Annotated in this window: 15 protein-coding genes; 6 read left to right on the forward strand and 9 right to left on the reverse strand. The window is 42.8% G+C overall.

The features are described from left to right. Nucleotides 1-289: 289 nt before the first annotated feature. The 3 genes from C4E06_RS20435 to C4E06_RS20445 are packed head-to-tail and all read right to left on the reverse strand — an operon-like array spanning nucleotide 290 to nucleotide 3558. Nucleotides 290-1498: a NupC/NupG family nucleoside CNT transporter gene (locus C4E06_RS20435; RefSeq protein ID WP_107670242.1), complete on the reverse strand. Its 1209-nt coding sequence runs from the start codon at nucleotides 1496-1498 to the stop codon at nucleotides 290-292. Nucleotides 1499-1544: 46 nt separating this feature from the next. Next, complete coding sequence (locus tag C4E06_RS20440) at nucleotides 1545-1892, reverse strand: DUF952 domain-containing protein (RefSeq protein ID WP_107670244.1); 348 nt, start codon at nucleotides 1890-1892, stop codon at nucleotides 1545-1547. Nucleotides 1893-1911: 19 nt separating this feature from the next. Then, complete coding sequence (locus C4E06_RS20445; RefSeq protein WP_107670250.1) at nucleotides 1912-3558, reverse strand: cation:proton antiporter; 1647 nt, start codon at nucleotides 3556-3558, stop codon at nucleotides 1912-1914. Nucleotides 3559-3707: 149 nt separating this feature from the next. Here C4E06_RS20445 and C4E06_RS20450 point away from each other — a divergent pair, with 149 nt between their 5' ends. Then, entirely contained in the window at nucleotides 3708-4145 is a 438-nt protein-coding gene (locus tag C4E06_RS20450) for a pentapeptide repeat-containing protein (protein WP_198648885.1), read from the forward strand. Nucleotides 4146-4289: 144 nt separating this feature from the next. Here C4E06_RS20450 and C4E06_RS20455 read toward each other — a convergent pair whose 3' ends face one another. Further along, the gene (locus C4E06_RS20455; RefSeq protein WP_107670254.1) at nucleotides 4290-4646 is read right to left on the reverse strand and encodes a four helix bundle protein; all 357 of its coding nucleotides are present in this window, start codon (nucleotides 4644-4646) and stop codon (nucleotides 4290-4292) included. A gap of 172 nt (nucleotides 4647-4818) precedes the next feature. Between C4E06_RS20455 and C4E06_RS20460 the strand changes: the two genes are divergently transcribed. From C4E06_RS20460 to C4E06_RS20480, 5 genes are all read left to right on the forward strand, one after another. Next, nucleotides 4819-5370 carry a DUF3172 domain-containing protein gene (locus tag C4E06_RS20460; RefSeq protein ID WP_107670256.1) on the forward strand — a complete coding sequence of 184 codons (552 nt, stop codon included), beginning with the start codon at nucleotides 4819-4821 and terminating at the stop codon, nucleotides 5368-5370. Nucleotides 5371-5429: 59 nt separating this feature from the next. Then, a complete protein-coding gene (locus tag C4E06_RS20465; RefSeq protein WP_107670258.1) occupies nucleotides 5430-6350 on the forward strand; it encodes a TIGR04168 family protein in 921 nt (306 codons plus the stop codon). 5 nt (nucleotides 6351-6355) lie between these two features. Continuing rightward, complete coding sequence (locus C4E06_RS20470; protein ID WP_107670260.1) at nucleotides 6356-7153, forward strand: alpha/beta fold hydrolase; 798 nt, start codon at nucleotides 6356-6358, stop codon at nucleotides 7151-7153. A gap of 303 nt (nucleotides 7154-7456) precedes the next feature. Then, a complete protein-coding gene (locus C4E06_RS20475) occupies nucleotides 7457-11401 on the forward strand; it encodes an ATP-binding protein (protein ID WP_107670262.1) in 3945 nt (1314 codons plus the stop codon). After that, entirely contained in the window at nucleotides 11398-13860 is a 2463-nt protein-coding gene (locus C4E06_RS20480) for a response regulator (protein WP_107670264.1), read from the forward strand. Before C4E06_RS20475 ends, C4E06_RS20480 begins: the two co-directional genes overlap by 4 nt. A 475-nt stretch (nucleotides 13861-14335) precedes the next feature. On the opposite strand, the gene C4E06_RS20485 is transcribed toward C4E06_RS20480, so the two are convergent. The 5 genes from C4E06_RS20485 to C4E06_RS28955 all read right to left on the reverse strand — a co-directional run bounded on the left by C4E06_RS20485 (nucleotide 14336) and on the right by C4E06_RS28955 (nucleotide 19849). Beyond that, nucleotides 14336-15991, reverse strand: coding sequence for an energy transducer TonB (locus C4E06_RS20485; protein WP_107670266.1), 1656 nt, complete (start codon nucleotides 15989-15991; stop codon nucleotides 14336-14338). Nucleotides 15992-16132: 141 nt separating this feature from the next. Further along, nucleotides 16133-16711: a hypothetical protein gene (locus tag C4E06_RS20490; protein ID WP_107670274.1), complete on the reverse strand. Its 579-nt coding sequence runs from the start codon at nucleotides 16709-16711 to the stop codon at nucleotides 16133-16135. A 42-nt stretch (nucleotides 16712-16753) separates the two neighbouring features. Beyond that, entirely contained in the window at nucleotides 16754-18376 is a 1623-nt protein-coding gene (locus C4E06_RS20495; protein WP_107670276.1) for a hypothetical protein, read from the reverse strand. Between the two features lie 238 nt (nucleotides 18377-18614). Then, on the reverse strand, nucleotides 18615-19313 hold the full coding sequence (locus C4E06_RS28950) for a transposase (protein WP_339376973.1): 699 nt from the start codon (nucleotides 19311-19313) through the stop codon (nucleotides 18615-18617). After that, complete coding sequence (locus tag C4E06_RS28955; protein WP_232826319.1) at nucleotides 19310-19849, reverse strand: hypothetical protein; 540 nt, start codon at nucleotides 19847-19849, stop codon at nucleotides 19310-19312. Before C4E06_RS28955 ends, C4E06_RS28950 begins: the two co-directional genes overlap by 4 nt. Nucleotides 19850-20159: the final 310 nt, after the last annotated feature.

Here is a 20159-nt window from a genome sequence, read left to right on the forward strand (position 1 = left end):
GTGAAAAGCTATCGAATTTCAGGAACACCAGACGGAAGTGGTCATTTTGATTTAAAAGACTGGTCTAGGGCCAGTGGAGGACACTGGGAATATTGGTACACTGTAGGAGGTAAATCTGGGTTAAGAAAGCAATCTTTTTAATTCACATCTTGCACCAGTACAGGAAAACTCAATAAGCAAGGAAAGAAGATAAATTCTTAAGCATTTACCGTCAAAATAAAACCTGTTGCCTGTTGCCTGTTGCCTGTTGCCTCCCTAAACTAGCTAGTTTAAGCGAAGGTGCAAGATATTACAACAACAGTCCGGCAATACAAGCCGTCATAAAACAAGCTAGTGATCCGGCTATCATAGCTCTTATCCCCAGTTTAGCCAAGTCCGATTGACGGTTAGGTGCAATGGCACTAATTCCTCCGATTTGAATGCCAATGGTTCCTAAATTAGAAAAGCCGCATAATGCATAGGTGGCAATAATTTGACTCCGTGGGGAAATGGTTTGATTCTTAATTAAAGTTTGAAGATCAAGATAAGCGATAAATTCATTTAAAATTGTTTTTTTGCCTAACAAAATTCCGACTTGTAAGCAATCTTCCCACGGGATTCCCATTAACCAGGCTACCGGTGCGAGTACGTAAGAAAAAATGAGTTCTAAGGAAAGATTAGACAGTCCTAACGGTTGACCAATAGCCCCTAAAATCCCATTAATTAAAGCCACTAATCCTAAAATAGCAATTAACATCGCTCCCACATTTAACGCTAATTTTAAGCCTTCTAATGCGCCATTAGTCGCTGCATCAATAGCATTGGTATAGGGACTTTTGAGCTTAATATCAATTGCATCCTTGGTGTCCACTTTATCCGTTTCGGGATACATAATTTTAGAGATAGCTAAAGCCGCCGGGGCAGACATCACAGAGGCAGAAATTAAATGGGTTGGAGAGATTCCCATCGCAATATAAGCAGCCATGACACCGCCAGCAATGGTGGCAAATCCCCCGGTCATGATAGCGTGTAATTCCGATAAAGTTAGGGATTTTATATAAGGTTTAATCATTAACGGGGCTTCAGTACAACCCACAAAAATATTAGAGGCACAACTTAAGGTTTCAGGCCCCGATGTTTTCATGGTACGTATCATTATCCAGCTGATCAGACTAACCAGACGGGGTAAAATTCCGTAATGGTAAAGGATAGCAATAAATGAGGCGAAAAAGATAATCGTTGGTAAGACTTTAAAAGCAATAAAATGCTCTTCAAAATTATCCCCGAATACAAATTTTGCTCCTACATCCGAATAATCTAAAAAGGTTTTCACTGTATTACCTAACCATTCAAAAATCCCTAACCCAATGGGAGTTTTTAAGATGAAAAGTGCAAGAATAAACTGCAAACCAAATCCCCAAGCAACCGTAGTCCAAGGAATAGCTAACCGTTCGTAAGATATCACATAAGCGAATCCCATAAAAACAATTAATCCCAATAAAGATATGAAATGCTCCATAATGTTTTAGATCAATCTAATTTGATTTAACCTTTAAAAGATATCTTCAAAAAAAACCTTGATTATTTTTACACAAATAGATTATTTTTTCAACAGCATCTAGATTAATAGCTCCATAAATATGAGGGAATTTTTCCCGATCATCAATCCGATGGTCAAGATTAGGATTGGGGTGTACAGGATCTTCCCATTTTAGGGTTGCTAATAATTTATCGGGATCAATTTCTAGGATAATTAATTGCTCATAATCAGCATAAAAAGTATTAGCAATGGTGATAATTTGAGATCGCTTTGAACAATGAATAAAACCTTCTTTTTCTAAAGAATCACATTTATATTCATGGTTGAGTTGGGCTTTTTCCCAAGTTTCTGCAGTTGTCAGATGAAAAATCATACTATAGATAAATTAAACATTAATTCAGATCAGATACTAATAGTCTAGCAGCTTCATGGGCTGCATCTCTAAACGGTAATAAAACGAGATCCGAACCGGCATTTTTGAGAATTTCCATTTCCCTTTCCGTGTGACTGGTGACAGCAATTTTACCTTGAAATTTTTGATATTCTAACGTATGTAATAAAGTTAGTCCGATACGTTGTCCCGGTAAGGTACTAATGACCCATTTTGCCTTATTTAAAGGGAGGGTTGCTGCAAATTCTGGGTCCTCTGCATCCCCATAAAAAGCTAATACCCCTTGATGGCGCCATGCTCTCACTAATTCTGGGTTAAAATCCACCCCTAAAACCTGTAAACCCGAACCTTGTAAAGCCCTAATTAAACTACCGCCATACCGTCCTAAACCAAATAAAATAATATCAACATTATCCACCTTAACTGCATTTAAATCCCCTAATTTTTGATGAGCATGGGGGATTAATTTATTCAAATGAGAAACAACCGGTAATAATTTTTCATAAATAGCATGAGAGTCAATAATCATATAAGTAGACACCCCCATAGTAATGAGTCCAACTAACGTAATTAAGCCTAAAACATTCTCATCAATATGACCTAATTCTAGTCCTAATGTCGCAATAATTAAAGAAAATTCACTAATTTGACTCAGAGATAAACTGGTAATGGTGCTAGTATATTTTTGATAACCCATGAGACTCATTAACACCATAATCATTAGAGGTTTACCCAATAAAACAAACGCCGACAAAATTAGAGCAGAAAAAAATTCTTTTCCTAAATAACTAACATTAATATGTATGCCTAAATCAATGAAGAAAAACAGTAATAAAAAGTCTCGTAAACTAACTAATCTGGCTCCAATAGTAGCTCGATAAGTTGTTGATGCTAAAGACACCCCGGCCACAAAAGCCCCCACTTCTTTACTAAACCCTAACCCATCTCCCACGGCTGCTAAAGCGATCGCCCAAGAAATGGCAAAAATTAATAACAACTCCGTCGAATTCGCTAAAACATGAAGTAATTTAGGTAAAACATAGCGAGTTAAAAAAGCAATGAATACTAAAAAGATTCCCCCTTTTAAGATAACTGAAATAACCTCTTGTCCTAAAGACTGTTGTGAATCCTCACTAAATGCTGTTAACAAAATCATAGCGACAACAACCACTAAATCTTGAACAATGAGAACCCCCAAGGCAATGCGGCCATGTAAAGCGTCAATTTCTTGTCTATCTGATAATAATTTAACGACAATAATGGTACTCGAAAAAGTTAAAGATAAGCCAATATAAAAAGCAGAAATAAGATCAAACCCCAAAAAACTAGCAATCACATCACCTAACATTCCCGTGATTATAATTTGACCCATGCCGGCAACAATAGCCACCGGACCAACGGATTGAATTTCATGGGGATCAAGTTTTAAACCCACCACAAATAACAATAAAGCAATCCCCAATTCAGCCAATAATTCCACTTCTTCATTAGCCGAAACTATCTGTAACCCCGCCGGACCAATGAGAATACCAACAATAATAAACGCCATAATTAAAGGTTGACGCAACCATAAGGCTAATCCTCCCACAGCCGTTGCAATGGCCATAATACAGGCGATTTCTGCAAAAACACTACTAAAACTAAACATAATATTTTCTTTTGATACCCCTTTTGAATCCAATTGTAGAATTAAATTGTAGGAAAACGGGAACAAAAAAAATAACCCGATCGGGGGATGGGATTGTTATGAAGATTTATTACATTAGAAGTATAAAAGAGATGCGAGGAGTATCAAATATGAAAAGGAATATATTAAACGCTGTCTTATTAGCTACCCCGATTTTATTAGCTAGTCCCGTAATGGCAGGAAACCCGGCCCACGTTCAACAATTATTAGAAACCGGAATGTGTCAAGGGTGTGATTTGAGTAATGAAGACTTAAGATATGCTCATTTGATTGGCTCTGATCTTAGAGATGCTAACCTAGAAGGAGCAACTCTTATTGAAGCTAACCTAGAAGGGGCTGATCTCACAGGAGCAAACCTAGAAGGAGCAAACCTGATGGGTGCTATGTTAACGAATGCTAGTCTTAATGATACCAATTTAGATAATGTTAACTTAGCCTCTGCCATCATTTATGATGCAGACGTAACCGGCGCATCCATGGAAAACCTAGACATTACCAACGCACAAATCTTTAACACTGGTATCGGTGTCGGTGGCGAAAAACCATAATTGAATGAAATAGTGTCATGAAATTAATAAAAGTCGGGGCGATAGTGGGAAACAATACCCTTTCCTACTAATTCGCCCCTTGTTCGTTATTGAATTTAGAATGAAGAATTTTAGAATGAAGAATTTAGAATTTAGAATGAAGAATTAGTTTTTTGCTTTGGTGTTTTTGATGATTGCATGAAGAATGGAAATTAATTCATTAGATTCGTTAAGTAAAGACACTAATCTGGGTTCTAGGTTTTTTTCAGTGGCGATTAAGATTTTTAACCAATAACTTGTTTCTCTAGCTTCCTTGAGAGAAATACTCATTTTATGAATAAAATCAGCTTTACTTTCTGCATTCTGTGCTTCTTCGACATTAGCACCAATACTTGTTCCAGAACGAATTAACTGTTTACTCAAATCATATCCTGTTCCACCGTTTTCTCTTAAGAACTTACAAAGCTTAACGATTCTTATACTAAAGTTTAGAGTCCTTTGTTGTATATCTTTTTTTGCCATATTTATAAAATAACTCCCAGCAAACTGTCAATAATTAATTAGCAACAAAATGAATAAAATTAAAATTATTTTTTCTAAATTCTAAATTCTAAATTCTAAATTCTAAATTCTGTCCCCCTTAATCTTGCAAAAAAAAAGTAAACTAGAAGAATAACGAACTAGATAAAATTTTATGGCCCGTAGACCACCTCCTCGTTATTCCGATCGCCGTTCAAACCCTTCCCCTTCCCCTCCCCCTTCCCCCAAATCCAACATTAACTATGGAACCATTGCCCTATTTGGAGGCATTTTTGTCTTAGGGATTGGAGTTGGTATCGGCGTGAGTTCTAATGCCAGTTTTGACCCTAAAAATGTCGCATCACGGGAAGTTATTGATAAAAGTGCGCCCAATGCAGAACTGTGCGTTCAATATGGGGCCAGCGCCATTGTTGCCGATATGCGGATTTTTCTGACCTTAAATCCCTTTAGTGTCTTTGTCACTCAACCGCAAATGCAACCCGGATGTGTTCTACGTCGTTCTAATATGAATTTACTAGAACAAAAACGACTGATCACCTCAGAACAAGCCAGAGATTGCCGAAATCGCATGAATACCTTTGGTTTTGTTGGTTCTTTAGAGAGTAAGCCCACCATTGATTGTATCTATCCTAACGATGCAGCCGGTAACTTATTCTTGAACCCACCCGGATCAGTTAACCCTCGATCCGAAGGAGAGAACTTTTAAGCCCGTTCAAATCCGTTTATCCTATAAGATGAGACAAAAATAGTTTTAAGAAATGTAGTATGACGATTGATCAAAAACAAGCCATCACCATTGCTGTTGTGGGAGACGTTCATGACCAATGGGAAACGGCCGATAATGATGCATTAGAACAGTTAAATATTGATCTGATTTTATTTGTGGGAGACTTTGGTAACGAATCCGTTCCCGTGGTGCGTAAAATTAGTGAGGTATCCGCCCCCAAAGCAGTGATTATGGGCAATCATGACGCTTGGTATACCGCCTCTGCTTGGGGACGGAAAAAATGCCCTTATGATCGCCATAAAGAAGATTGGTTACAACAACAATTAGATATATTGGGTGAGATTCATGTCGGTTACCATAAATTAGATTTTCCTCAATTTAATCTTTCTGTTGTGGGCAGTCGTCCCTATAGTTGGGGGGGTCCAGAGTGGAAAAATAAAGACTTTTTACGCGATCGCTATCAAGTCTCCAATTTTACAGAATCCACCGAAAAAATCATGGCCGCTGTTCAAGAAACCAGCGAAGATAATATTATTTTCTTAGGTCATAATGGTCCCACCGGTTTAGGCAAACATCCCGAAGCCATCTGCGGAAAAGATTGGCAACCCCTAGGGGGCGATCACGGTGATCCCGACTTTGCCCAAGCGATCGCACAGACCTATGATTTAGGGAAAAAGATCCCCTTAGTTACCTTTGGTCATATGCACCACCGTCTGCGTCACACCCGTTCCCAACTCCGCACCCGACTGGCAACCAATGAACAAGGAACCGTTTACTTAAATGCAGCTTGTGTCCCTCGGATTATTGAAGAAAATGGCCAAAAATTACGGAATTTTTCCTTAGTTTCCTTAGATAATGGGAAAGTGACTCATATTTCTTTAGTATGGGTAGATAATCAAGGAGCGATCGTCACCGAAGATCGTCTTTATGAACAACCGGTTCTTTCTCCGATTAATTAAACAATATGAGGTTACTGTCTCCGTTTTCTTCTCAACCCATTGCCCCGTTATTCATTTATTTTCCTGGTATGGATGGAACCGGACAATTATTTCATCGACAAGGAGAAACACTAAAAGATTTTTTTTCCATTCGCTGTTTATCCATTCCCTCTAATGATCAAAGTGATTGGCAAACTTTGGTTAAGAATACGGTTACTTTAATTAGAAAAGAATTAGAGTCTCACCCTCATGCTTCGGTTTATTTATGTGGGGAATCCTTCGGCGGTTGTTTAGCGATTCAAGTCGCTTTAGCCGCCCCAGAATTAATGGAAAAAGTCATTTTGGTTAATCCAGCCTCTTCTTTTAATAAACGAGCTTTTCTCAGGTTAGGAGTGGAACTCAATCAATGGATTCCTAACTTTGTCTATAAAGGCTCGGCCTTAGTTCTTTTATCCTTTTTAGGGGCATTAAATCGCATTACCAATCGAGACAGTCGAGCTTTATATAATGCCATGCAATCCCTTCCTCAAGAAGTGGTCAGTTGGCGACTTTCATTATTACGAGATTTTGAAATTAACGAAAAAAAAGTGAGACGGTTTGAAAAACCCATATTAGTATTAGCCAGTCAAGAAGATAAATTATTACCGTCCGTCGATGAAGGAAAAGAATTAGTTAATTATTTTCCCAATAGTCGCTTGGCTATTTTACCCGAAAGTGGTCATGCTTGTTTATTAGAAACAGACGTTAATTTATTGGACATTTTAAAACAAAATAACTTTATCGCCTTACCGGCTAGAGAACAGCCAACCTCTTCAAGGGAGTAGGGAGTAAGGGGAGCAGGGAGCGCCGGAGTAGGGAGACTGTATAAACAAAGGAAAATAGGGCTTTAACTTGCATGAGTGCCTTTTGCCTCTTGCACCTTCCCTACCCCCCTGCCCCTAACCCCCCCTGCCCCTAACCCCCCCTGCCCCTAACCCCCCCTGCCCCTAACCCCCCCTGCCCCTAACCCCCCCTGCCCCCCTTATAAAGGGGGGTGTGGGGGGTGTGGGGGGTGTGGGGAGATATAAGCCGCAAGATATTAGTAAAATATTGATACACCCCATTGGAAACCGCTATCAGACAACTCCGTGTCAATTTCATTAGACGATATTTTAATAACCGAAGAGCTATCTTTACGATCGCCTCGTCAGCCCAATTGGCAGGCCGAAAATGAGGCGTTGCGATCGCTGGCTCGACAATTAGTCCATAAACCGGAGAAGATGCTGCAAAGCTTAGTAAAAATGGCCGTTGAGCTATGCAAGGCAGGAACGGCTGGCGTTAGCCTCATAGAAACACAGCCCGAAGGGAAAGCGGTTTTTCGTTGGGTTGCCATGGCCGGAATACTAGCATCCCACATAGGAGGTGGCACGCCACGTAACAATAGCCCCTGTGGAGTCTGTCTGGAGCAGGGAAGTCCAGTGTTATTTTCCCATCCTGAGCGGTATTTTACCTATTTTCAAGAAGCCAACACCCCCATTGTAGAAGCGTTGGTGTTACCCTTAATTGCGGAGAGGCAAGCCCTCGGCACCATTTGGATTATCACTCACGACGAGAGCCGACAGTTTGACCCCGAAGATGTACGGTTGATGAGCGGATTAGCCGATTTTACAGCAGTAGCTCTATTGCAGTATCAGCAACATACCCAGGTATTACAGGCAAATAAGGCTCGGCTGGCAGCAGAAGCGTCCGAGCGCAAGCTGGCCGAAGCAAGATCCCAGGCTTTAATTGTCAATCTGCCCGGTGGAGCAGTATTTCTGGTGGATCAAGAACTGCGCTACTTATTAGCAGCAGGAGAAGCCTTGGAGATCGCCAACTTTAAACCCGAAGATTTTATCGGACAGACGATTTTTGACGTACTACCCCCTGAACTGGCGGCCAGTTATGAGCCAATATACCGAAAAGCTCTAGCAGGGGAAACCTTCGAGTATGAGCATTATTCCCACGATCGCTGGTATAACTCCCGTGGTACGCCGATGTACGACGACAATGGCCAAGTCTATGCCGTCCTGGTGGTTTCCTATGACATCACGGAACGCAAACAGGCTGAAACAACGATCGCCGAAGACCTGCAAGATATGCAACTGCTCCACGACCTGGCGACCCGACTGATTACCGAAGGGGACATTCAGACGCTATATCAGGAAATTATGGCGGCCGCCATCGCCCTGACGCGAGCGGATGCTGGCACCGTGCAAATTCTCGATGAGGAGACTCAGGATTTGTTGCTGCTGGCGACTCAGGGGTTTGAGCAACCCATGATCGATCACTTCTATCGGGTCAATGCCAGTTCAAGTACGCCTTGTGGCATCGCCCTGGCAAAAGGCGATCGCACTTTCGTGGATTTCGATCTACCCCCTAGAGAAGACCCTGACGGCTCGATGGCACTGCACCGGGAGGCCGGCTTACTTTCCGCACAGTCCACCCCACTAATTACCCGATCAGGGCAAGCCATTGGTATGGTGTCAACCCACTGGCGTGAACACCATCGCCCTAGCGATCGCCAACTGCGATGTCTTGACTTACTAACGCGACAGGCTGCCGATTTGATTGAACAACGACAAGCCATAGAAGCCCTGCGTGTATCGGAAGAAAAATATCGATCGCTGTTTGAAGCCATTAACGATGGTTTCGCATTGCTCGAACTATTGTACGACAATGACAATAGACCTAATGATTGTCGCTTTTTAGAAGTCAGTCCCTCCTTTGAAGCCCAAACTGGATTGCGCCAACCCCAAGGCCAAACCCTTAAAGAAGTCATTCCCTCCATTGAGTCAGGTTGGTTTGAGCAATATCACCAGGCTCTTATCACAAACAAACTGGTTCACTTTGAGATGTACCAGAACTATCTCAAGACTTGGTTTGAAGTCGATGTTTTGCCCTATGGTAATCCACAGAATCGACAAGTGATGATCGTTTTTCGTAACATCAACGATCGCAAACAAGCTGAAGCTAATCAAATTCGTCTGATTCGAGAACAGGCTGCCCGTGAAAAAGAACAACAACGCGCCGAATCTCTAGCGGAGCTAAATCGTACTAAAACCCTATTTTTCAATAATGTTTCCCATGAATTTCGTACCCCCCTGACTTTGTTCTTAAGTCCCATAGAAAATGCCATTACTCAGTTAGAAAGCCAAGAAAAGTCAGAAACTATCAAAGAACAACTACAACTAGCCCATCGCAACGCCTTACGGTTACTAAAATTGGTCAATACCCTGCTGGACTTTTCCCGTGTGGAAGCCCAAAGAATGGAAGGAAACTATAAACCGACGGATTTAGCTGTTTATACGGCTGATTTGGCCAGTGTCTTTCGTTCAACCGTTGAAAGTGCTGGGTTACGGTTCATCGTTGATTGTCCCCCTTTGTCAGACTTGGTTTGGGTAGACCGAGAAATGTGGGAAAAAATTGTTTTCAATCTACTCTCCAATGCCTTTAAATTTACCTTTGCGGGGAAAATTCGGGTGAGTTTGCGAGGGGAAGGAGAAAATGGTCAGGCTACCCCTGAAATGCCTAAATTTGCCATTCTTGAAGTTCAAGACACCGGCATCGGTATCTCCCCTGAAGAACTTCCTCACATTTTTGAGCGATTTTATCAGAGTCAGAACCATCAAGGACGGAGTTATGAAGGCTCAGGCATTGGTTTATGCCTGGTACAAGAATTAGTGAAACTCCATGACGGTACGGTTGAGGTGAGGAGTCAAGTAGGACAGGGAACAACCTTTACAGTAACTTTACCCATCCATGAGCGAGCGCACCTTTCTGAGCAAAATTTAGACGAACCCTCTATCCCAAGCCCAACAACACAGGCTAATGCGTTTGTGGAAGAAGCTCAAAGTTGGCTACCAGAGAGAAATTTAACCCTAGAAGAAGCTCAGACTGATGAGCCAAAGGCTAAAATTCTCTTAGTCGAAGACAATGCAGATATGCGTGACTATCTCAAAACACTGCTAGATCCCTACTACGAGGTAGAAACGGCCAATGACGGGGTAGAAGCTTTGACCTTGATTCGTCATGTTTCAGATCGTAACGATAACGGTGCTATGTACGATCTCGTACTGACAGATATCATGATGCCCAGGTTAGATGGTTTTGAACTGTTGCGATCGCTACGCAATAATCCTGAAACGCGACAAATACCCATTATTATGATCTCGGCACGAACCGAGGAAGAATCCCAGATTGAAGGATTAGAAGCAGGGGCCGATGACTATCTAGTCAAACCTTTCTCAGCACGGCAGTTATTGGCGCGAGTGGAGGCTCATGTGAAACTGACTCAAATGCGACAAGTTCAAGCATGGAACGAAACCTTAGAGGCTAAGGTAAAGACACGGACGGCTCAACTCGAAGCAATTAATGAAGAATTAGAGGCGTTTTCTTACTCGGTATCCCACGACTTACAAACCCCTCTGCGCTACATCAGTAGTTTTGTGGAACAGTTGCACCAAAAACTGGAGGGGAATACCGATGCTAGTACCCTGCGCTATCTTAACATCATCGACGAAGCGGCCAGTCACGCCCAGCAGATGATTGATCACCTGCTGGAATTTTCCCGTAGGGGCAAAAGTGAACTGGTTTGGCTCCCAGTCTCCATGGACCAGTTGGTGGAGGACGTGCGATCGCAACTACAACCGGACATCGGCGATCGCATCATTGAGTGGCACATCGAACCCTTACCAGAGGTTCAAGGGGATTCCCAAATGCTGCGACTGGTTTGGCAAAATTTAATATCAAATGCTGTTAAGTATACTTGTGATTCTGCTGTAGCTATTATTACTATCGGTAGTAAGACTGATAATAACCAGATTGTTTTCTTTGTTGAAGACAACGGAGTCGGATTTGATATGACATACCGAGATCGCTTGTTTACCCTGTTTCAACGGTTACATTCCCAAGAACAGTTTGCTGGCAGTGGTGTAGGGTTAGCCAATGTGCGACGGATTATTCATCGACATGGGGGACGGGTTTGGGCTCAAGGGGCTGTTAATCAAGGGGCAAAGTTCTACTTTTCCTTACCCAAACAGGAGACAACAAGATGAAAAAGCTTCAGATTCTCCTGTTAGAAGATAATCCCCTGGATGCTGAAGTGGTGAGCGTTACTCTGGCTGATGGTGGCATTGATTGTGATTTAGAGGTGGTCAATAGTCGCGCTGCATTTGTGGCAGCGTTGGAAACAGAAGAGTTTGCTCTGGTTTTAGCAGACTATGCCCTACCCGGATTTGATGGTTTGACAGCATTGAGCATTACTCGTGAACGTTATCCCCATTTGCCCTTTATTTTTGTCTCAGCCAGTTTAGGGGAAGAGTTGGCCATTGAATCCCTAAAAATGGGAGCCACTGATTATGTTCTTAAGCAGCGACTAGAACGGTTAGTTCCCTGTGTAGAAAGAGCGTTATGGGAAGCCCAAGAATATCGTAAGCGCAAGGCTGTTGAAACTGCCCTACAAGAAAGTGAAGATCGATTACGTTTAGCCATTGAGTCCGCTCAACTGGGGACTTGGGACTGGAATCTGATCACCAATAAGCTCAAATGGGATGCCGGTTGTAAAGCTATGTTCGGCTTACCTCCTGAAGCAGAAACGAACATTGAGACTTTTTTTCAAGGATTACATCCGGATGACCGTGAACGATTGCATCAGGTGGTACAAGCGTCCCTCAATCCTGTTAACGGGGGTAATTACGATATAGAATATCGAACCATTGGCTTTCAGGATCAAGTTGAACGCTGGCTCAAAGCAAAAGGACAAGTTTATTTTGATGAAAATGGCACACCGTTTCGTTTTATTGGCACCGTGTTAGAGATTACAGAGCAAAAACAGGCAGAAGCCATCATGACCGCCGATTTGCGTGATACTCAACGCTTACAAGAACTGAGTACCTACCTGATCTCTGAAGAAAATATTGAGATCATCTACCAAAAAATTATCGAGGTTGCGATCGCTCTTTCACGGGCTGATGCTGGTTCCTTTCAATGCTTTGATGTTAAAATTAATCAGTTGAAATTATTGGCAACCGAAGGCTTTAGTCAGCGTATCATCGATCATTTCGATTGCGTTATGGCGAGTTCACAAACATCTTGCGGTCGTGCTTTGCTTAACGGTGAACGGGCTTTTATTGATTTTGATGCCCCAGATGATCCTGATGACTGTTTGAAAATGCACCTTGATGAGGGATTTCTTTCGGCCCAGTCAACCCCCCTGATCTCTCGATCCGGTCAATTTATCGGTCTGTTTTCCACTCACTGGCGCAAACATCATCGTCCTAATGAGCGAGAGATCCGATTTCTCGATTTACTGGCTCGTCAAGCTGCCGATCTGATTGAGCAACGACAGGCTTTGGTTGAGCGTCAACACCTCCTAGAACGAGAACAGGCTGCACGGGAAGAGGCTGAACAGGCTAACCGCCTCAAAGATGAATTTTTGGCTATTTTGTCTCATGAGTTGCGATCGCCTCTTAATCCAATTTTGGGCTGGTCAACCCTACTGCAAACAAAACAATTTGATCCCGTCACAACACAAAAAGGGCTTTCGACCATTGAACGCAACGCTAAACTACAAACTCAACTGATTGATGATCTCCTCGATATTGCTCGCATTTTACGGGGTAAACTCAAGTTAGAAGAGACGACAGTTAATCTGGTAACAGTGATTGAAGGGGCTATGGAAGTGGTCAGAACCAAGGCTGAAGCAAAATCCATTGCTTTGCACTTCGATAGGATCAATGCTTGCCAAGTCAGAGGAGATGAGGGACGACTCGAACAAGTGGTGTGGAATTTGTTGTCAAACGCCATTAAATTTACCCCAGAAGGGGGTCAGGTAGTGGTAGAACTTGAAGTGAACGGTGATCAAGCTTGCCTAACCGTTAGAGACACTGGCAGAGGTATCAGCCCAGACTTTCTGCCCCATTTATTTCAATCCTTTCGTCAAGAAGATGTTTCCATCACTCGGCAGTATGGGGGTTTGGGGTTGGGCCTTGCCATCGTTAAATATATAGTAGATGGCCACAACGGTAGTATTACGGCCCATAGCTTAGGAGAAGGAGAAGGGGCTACCTTTACCGTAGAACTTCCTGTGCTACAAGAGGACGTGAGGACTTCTCCCACTTCCCTAAGTTCCCTCAGCACTGATCTAAGGGGCATTAGAGTGATGGCGGTTGATGACAGCGAGGATACACGCCAGTTACTAGAGATGCTGTTAACCGCTTATGGTGCCGAAACCAGCGTTGTTGCTTCTGGGACTGAAGTCTTAGCTAAGTTAAGCACGTTTGACCCTGATGTGCTGATTTGCGACATTAGTATGCCGGATATGGATGGTTATACCCTTCTTCAGCAGATTCGAGGCTTACCCGATGCACAGGGAGGCAATACTCCGGCGATCGCCTTGACCGCTTTTACCCGCCACGAAGATCGTCAAAAGGCTTTATCAAAAGGGTTTCAACAACATCTTCCTAAACCGATTGACCCGAATAAGTTGGCAACGGCGATTGTCCAGTTAGTTTGACTGACATCTTGCATCAGTACAAGAAAACTTAATAATCATGAGAAGGTAATCAATTTTGAATAAGTTAGCCTTAAAATAAGATACTTTTGCCTGTCTTGGTGAGCGTTCCCTTGCGCAGATGCGAAGGCGCGGGGTCTCACCGCTCTTGCCTCTTGCCTCTTGCCTATCTTCACTAGCTAATTTAATCGAAGGTGCAAGATATAAGTTGACCTTCTATAATCACCCCCACACCCCCCACACCCCCCACACCCCCCTTTAGAAGGGGGGCAGGGGGGGTAGGGGCAGGGGGGGGTCAGGGCAGGGGGGGTTCAGGGCAGGGGGGGTAGGGCAAGAGGAAACAGGCACTCATGCAAGTTAAAGCCCTGTTTCTCATTGTTTATCGTCGCTTCGCTCCTGGGTGTGGGGTGTGGGTTTGAATCCCCATTCAATTGCCTCCCTACACCCTACACCCTAAACCCTGTTCAAATGCGGCCCTTTACTTTCTCCCCACTGGTGGGGCTGCGGGGCCTTCTACTTCTACCTTAGTATCCGCAGGAGGGTTAGGGGTTTTCTTCCCTTCTGATGGCGTTTTCGGGCTTTGAGTCGGTTTTTTAGATTCTGCAGGAGCCGGTGGGGTTTGATTTTGGGGCGTTTGAGGAGTCTCAGAGGGTTTAGACTCCGTTGGGGGTTTGGGGGTCGAATTAATAGGATTTTCAGGGGTTGGAGAGGGACTTTTTGGCTCTTGAGGAGCTGGTGGGGTTTGATTTTGGGGCGTTTGAGGAGTCTCAGCCGGTTTAGGCTCCGTTGGGGGTTTGGGGGTCGAATTAATAGGATTTTCAGGGGTTGGAGAGGGACTTTTTGGCTCTTGAGGAGCCGGTGGGGTTTGATTTTGAGGGGTTTGAGGAGTCCCGGCGGGTTTAGGCTCCGTTGGGGGTTTGGGGGTCGAATTGGTAGAATTTTCAGGAGTCCGAGTCGGAGTTTTTGGCTCTTGAGGAGTGCTTGGGGTTTGATTTTGAGGCGTTGCAGGAGCGGGCGTTTTCGGTGTCGGAGACGGAGAAGTTTGGGGTTGATTATTTCTTTCCCCTTCAGCAACCCCCGTTCCACAGATGTTAGGATCGTATTGAAAGACAACCTTAACCCTGGTTGATTGAGGAAAACTGCGAGCTCTAACCGCTTGTAATCCTTGATTATCCAAAAGTCCATAACCTGAAGGACGAGTTAGAAAAGGGGGTTTTCTCAGTTGTCCATTATCATTCACTAAAACATTATAAGTAGGACTTCCCTCTAATTTGAGGTTACAAGCAGCTTTTGGATAGGCTGCTTTGATCGTTATCATTTGATTGGGTTTTAGGGTCACTCCTGTTTGTGCTTGCCATTGAGCATCTTTGAGATTAGCTTCTTGTTTGGTGGTTCCTTGAGGATTATAGGTTAAATTATCAGCCCCTTCTTGGATGTCTTGGACGAGATTTCTAATAATTTCATCTTGTCGGGTTGGGTCGTTATTAGAATTACGAGAGATTTGAGGATTATTAACGGGGTTATTAGGGCCTTGGAATAGGGGGTTATTGGGTTTAGCAGGAGTGGGATCACCAAAATCGATAGTTTGACGAGGGTCTACCCTTTGTTCTGGTATTTCTGCGTCAGGAATGGGAGGGGTTTTCGGGGTGGGATCTTGTAGGGAAGGAGAAGGAGGAGAAGGTAAACGAGTGGAGATGGGAGGGGGACTGGGAAAAGAGCGTCGTGGCGGTAGTTCAACAGGAATTCTACTATAATCGTTGTTGAAATTTAGGGGAGGCAGCGGGGGTAAAGCCGGGGGACTGGGTAGGTTATTGAAATTGTTGGGTAAAGAAGACTCTAAAGAAGGGGAGTCTAACATGGGCAAATCCCCTAACGTAGAATTAGGGAAGTCTGGCATACTCGATAGTGCTGAATTTTGCTCAGGTAGGCGACTTTGTTCGTTAGGGTTTAATTCAATTAGGGGGACATTGATCGGTCCTTGGTCTGTTCCTTCTGATTCGGCGGTGGGTAAATTGGTCACATAAGGAACCAGCAAAAACAAGGCTAACCCATGAAGACCGACAGAAACTAGAGTAGGAATAACATTAGAATTAAAAATGCGAATCGGTGCGCTTTGAAAATAGGAAGAGGCCATATTGGATTATACGTAAGTTTTTATAAGTAGTTGCTATTTTGTTAGTCTAAGACTTTTTTGCGTGACTTACCACCAATTGGGGAGGCTTCATACCTCCCTTTTCTCATAGCTACGGATAAACAAGCTTGACAGATAAGCTCATCATCTCCCCCAAAGGGCTAAACCCCCTCCTCGTCCCCGTGCAGCGATTAAATTATCTTCGATGAGAAAGTAAGTAAAAAAGGCTTGTTTTTTGAGCTTTTCTTCATAAAATTTTTTTTCGCTTTTTTTTCCCCCACGGATTTTCCCTTGATAGACATTAAAATTACCGAGGGCAATGGACATCTGAGTAAAGTCAAACGCAAGAATATTTTTGGGAGATACAAATTTAGCAGGGCCAATTAAGGTTAGATTGATCGCACCTAATTGGATGGAATTTTCGATGGTTCCTGGTTGAGCTGTGGTTTCTGGATTATAGGTTAATTCAATGGTCGCCCAACGGGGCAAATAACGTCCGGAGCGCAAGACAACCCCGGCCTGATTTTGAGCTTGTTTTGTCCCGGTAATAAAGCACAGTCGCCAGGTTCCTTGTAACTGTTGAGGGGTATAAGAGGGTTTAGTTTGACGACTAAATTTTTCAGCGGCCACTAAGGCTAAGACTAGCTTATCAGAAGGGGGTTTTTCCTCTCGTTTTTTAAAGATCCAGGTAACAGCTTGTTGAAGGCTTAATAGATAATTCATAACTTGATTAAACAGGGAAATAGACAGCTATTTTCTGTAGACTTAATCCAATTCAGATTCAGGCATCAATTGTAAGATTCCCATAGCTAGAGCTTTAGGTTCGAGATATTGAGCTTCAAAGACGGCTAACATATCTTTTAGGGTAGGATTACCCCGAGAACTTCCTGTGACCCCCATAGCCACCACCAAACCGCAGTATCCCCCAGTTTGTTGACACCGTTGATCCCATTTTTTTCGAGCTTGTTGATGATCTCGATCCTCTTGCATAAATTCCCCAAAAATGAACAGAGAATGATCTCCCGTTTGTAAAATTCCTAAATCGTACATTAATTCTTCCCAAGGATCTTCCCCTGGATTAAAACAAATTCCTTGTACATTTCCTGCTTCTTGGAGGGTTTGAATCATTTGTTTGGCTTTCGGTCGAGAGGTTTGTACCACCACCACCGGCATTCCTTCCCCTTTAGGAATGACATGATGGGAAGGATAATAAGTTTTTGGGTTATGCTGTAATTTTTCTAGGGTATTCCAAGGAATAATACCTAAACTGAGGAAAGAATTTTCGGGAATTAAATCGTCTCCTAAAGGAAATCTAACTTTATTGTCCTCATCTTCTTCAATTTCTAATCCTTCTATTAATTCTGCTGTCAGTTCAGGAAGGGTCGAAACTTTCAAATTAATCAGCTTGGGTTCACCGTTTTCTGACATATCGGTAAACCGATGATATCTTTGAATTTTGTCAATAATCTCTTCGGTTAAGGATAATTTATTTCGTTCAAAGAAGCGTAAGAAAGCTTGTATCCCATAATAAACAATTTTGGCCTCTTCTTCATCGAGAAAAGGACGAATTCCTTCGTAGGGATGGATACTACCATAGCGAGGTAAGGTTAAGGCTCCTTCCGTATCGTCTTCCTCGAAATCATCGTCATATTCGTCTAAATCATCGGTAAATTCAAAATTTAAAAACCAACAATCTTGCGCTAAAAACGCTTGTTCAAGGAGATGGCTCGATTGTTCATGCAAAGCAGCTTGACGAAACTGTTTGAGAGACTCTAAGGAACGATAGAGAAGCAGACCATATTCTTCTCCTGACATTCCCATGGCGCAACAATAGAGGGTATCGATTCCCCAACGATTAAATTCAACGGCAATGATATCGTAATCAGCCAGAATATCCCAAGGGGCTGCTTGGGCTACCTCGTGAGCAGTTTCCATGAGTAAGGGTTCATAATGCTCCGGTAGAGCCGGGGGACGAGTATCTTCGACCGTTTCAAAACTCCGAAAGAGTTGATCAATTAAGGGTAAGTCGGGGGCATAATCAATGGAGATGTCTAAGGTTTGTAACGCCCCTCGCAGGAAAAATTGTAATTCTCGATTCCGGACGACAATTTTTTGCGGTCGGGCCGGTTGGGCCGGACTGTGGGGGGTTTCAATGGCTCGCAGCAGGGTTCTGACGACGGCCTCAGGACCGGCATGAGAAGGAGCAACATCCATCGCTCTAACCACTCCCTGGGAACCATCAACCCAGATGATACATTCTTCTTGTTCTGGGTTGCCGGGAATTCTACCTCTAAGACCCGCCACAGAACGGCGATCGCCTTCCCAAACACTGGGAATTTGAGGAATTCGCTGAAGCCGATGTTGCGTGGTTTGAGGCAAATTATTCATACAACTTAATCGTTAAAAAGGGGTGAGCGGATCTCGCACAGAAACAGTTAGGTTCGGCCCTAGCCGACCTTCAAACCTCATTTTAACGTGAGTTCGGTGTTAGGTGATATTTAACTCATTAGAAGTCAAAATAGAGTGCGTAATTGGGCTGACAAAGCCGAATATAAGACGCACTCAAGACAGTCAAAAGTATTACCTCTTCTCTTAGGCAAGAAGATTCAATTGTAAGGTTCCCACGCTATAGCGACAGCTTAGCGTGGGCTTTCTGTAGCCCTGAATTTACTGGACAAGCCAATAAACTCGAACCTCCAGGCGACCTTACACTTCGCCCCACTAAAGCTATCATCAACGACCCATTAAGATCAGCATCTCCAATCCATCCACAAGCTTTATTACTGCATTTAAAAAACTTATGATTTCTTAGTCCAATATGCAGACAACAATGACAAGTTTGCGATGTATATCTTGGGTTAATTGCTATTACCTCAATCCCTTCTTTAATTCCTTTATATTCTAGAAAAGTTCTTAACTGATAGAAAGCCCATGAATTCGATCGTCTTCGTTCAGTTTTATTTCTAGGTTTTTGATTAGTTCTTTCTCGAATTCCCGTTAAATCTTCAATAGATACAAAGGATTGAGTTTGCTTAGCTTGGCTAATGATTGCTTTAGATATGTTGTGGTTAATCCATGCCTGATACCTTCTTTCTTTACCCGATAGCTGTTTCAAAATATTCCTAGTTCTACGCCTAGTTGATCTTGTGCCTTGGGTGGCTTTTTTCTGTAAAGAAGCTCTGACTTTGGTTAATGTATCTCGTTTCTCTTGAATCTCCTTTCCTGACCATGATTTATTGGTGCTAGTAACTGCTATGTCTCTTCTACCAAAATCTACCCCAATAACCCCCCTGCCTTCGGCATCCCCCCTATTAGGGGGGACTATGGGGGTGGGGCATCAGATTTAAGTTGAATATGGACATACCAATCACCATCTTGATGTTGGCAAACTTGCGCTGATGTTGGATTTTGACCTGACAGCTTTCCTATATGGTAATTACTTACTCTCATAGGAATTTTAGCTCGTTTTCCTGTTGTACTAATACTAGCTAAATAACCAGTTTCAATAAACCGAAAAGTACGAGTATCACAGTCAAAGCTAGTAGGTTTAAAGTGTTTAACTTTTCTACCTTTTTGTTTAGCAGTTAAGCGATTAGCTGCGACCCTAGCGCAAGCTCTAACAACATGATTGGCTGTTAATCCAAAACGTTCTTTAACGTCTTGATAACAAACAGCTTGAATTGAGTTTCTATTGGTTAAATTAGGTTTAACAGTCTTATTAATATAGTTGCAGGCATCAGCAAACGCCTGAGCAGTATAACCCAACAATTGAGTTTGCTTTGATGTAGGTTGAAGCTTGACAACTAGAGTTAAGACTTGTTTCATCGACCTTAAAAACTCACCAAAATGATATGCTAACATAAAAATCGTACTTCGTGTTAACAAATTGGTCGCAATTCCTCTGAACGCTAACATCCGTATAGCGTCAGCCTCCTTGCGACATCAAGGTGAACTATGCTGAAGACATTCTTCAACAATTTTTAAGTCAAATATTACGCTGATTTAGGCAAACGATTTGTTTTCATGCAATGTAACTGTTGTACCAGTTCATCCCTCCCTTTGATTTCTTCAATCCGATGAATAATTTTCCCCTCATTAAACAGAATTAAAGTGGGTAAATTTTTCAAGCGATAGGTATTCGCTAATTGAAATTTTGATCCGCATTAATGCT

It is taken from the genome of Cyanothece sp. BG0011 (genome assembly GCF_003013815.1).
GTDB lineage: Bacteria > Cyanobacteriota > Cyanobacteriia > Cyanobacteriales > Microcystaceae > Crocosphaera.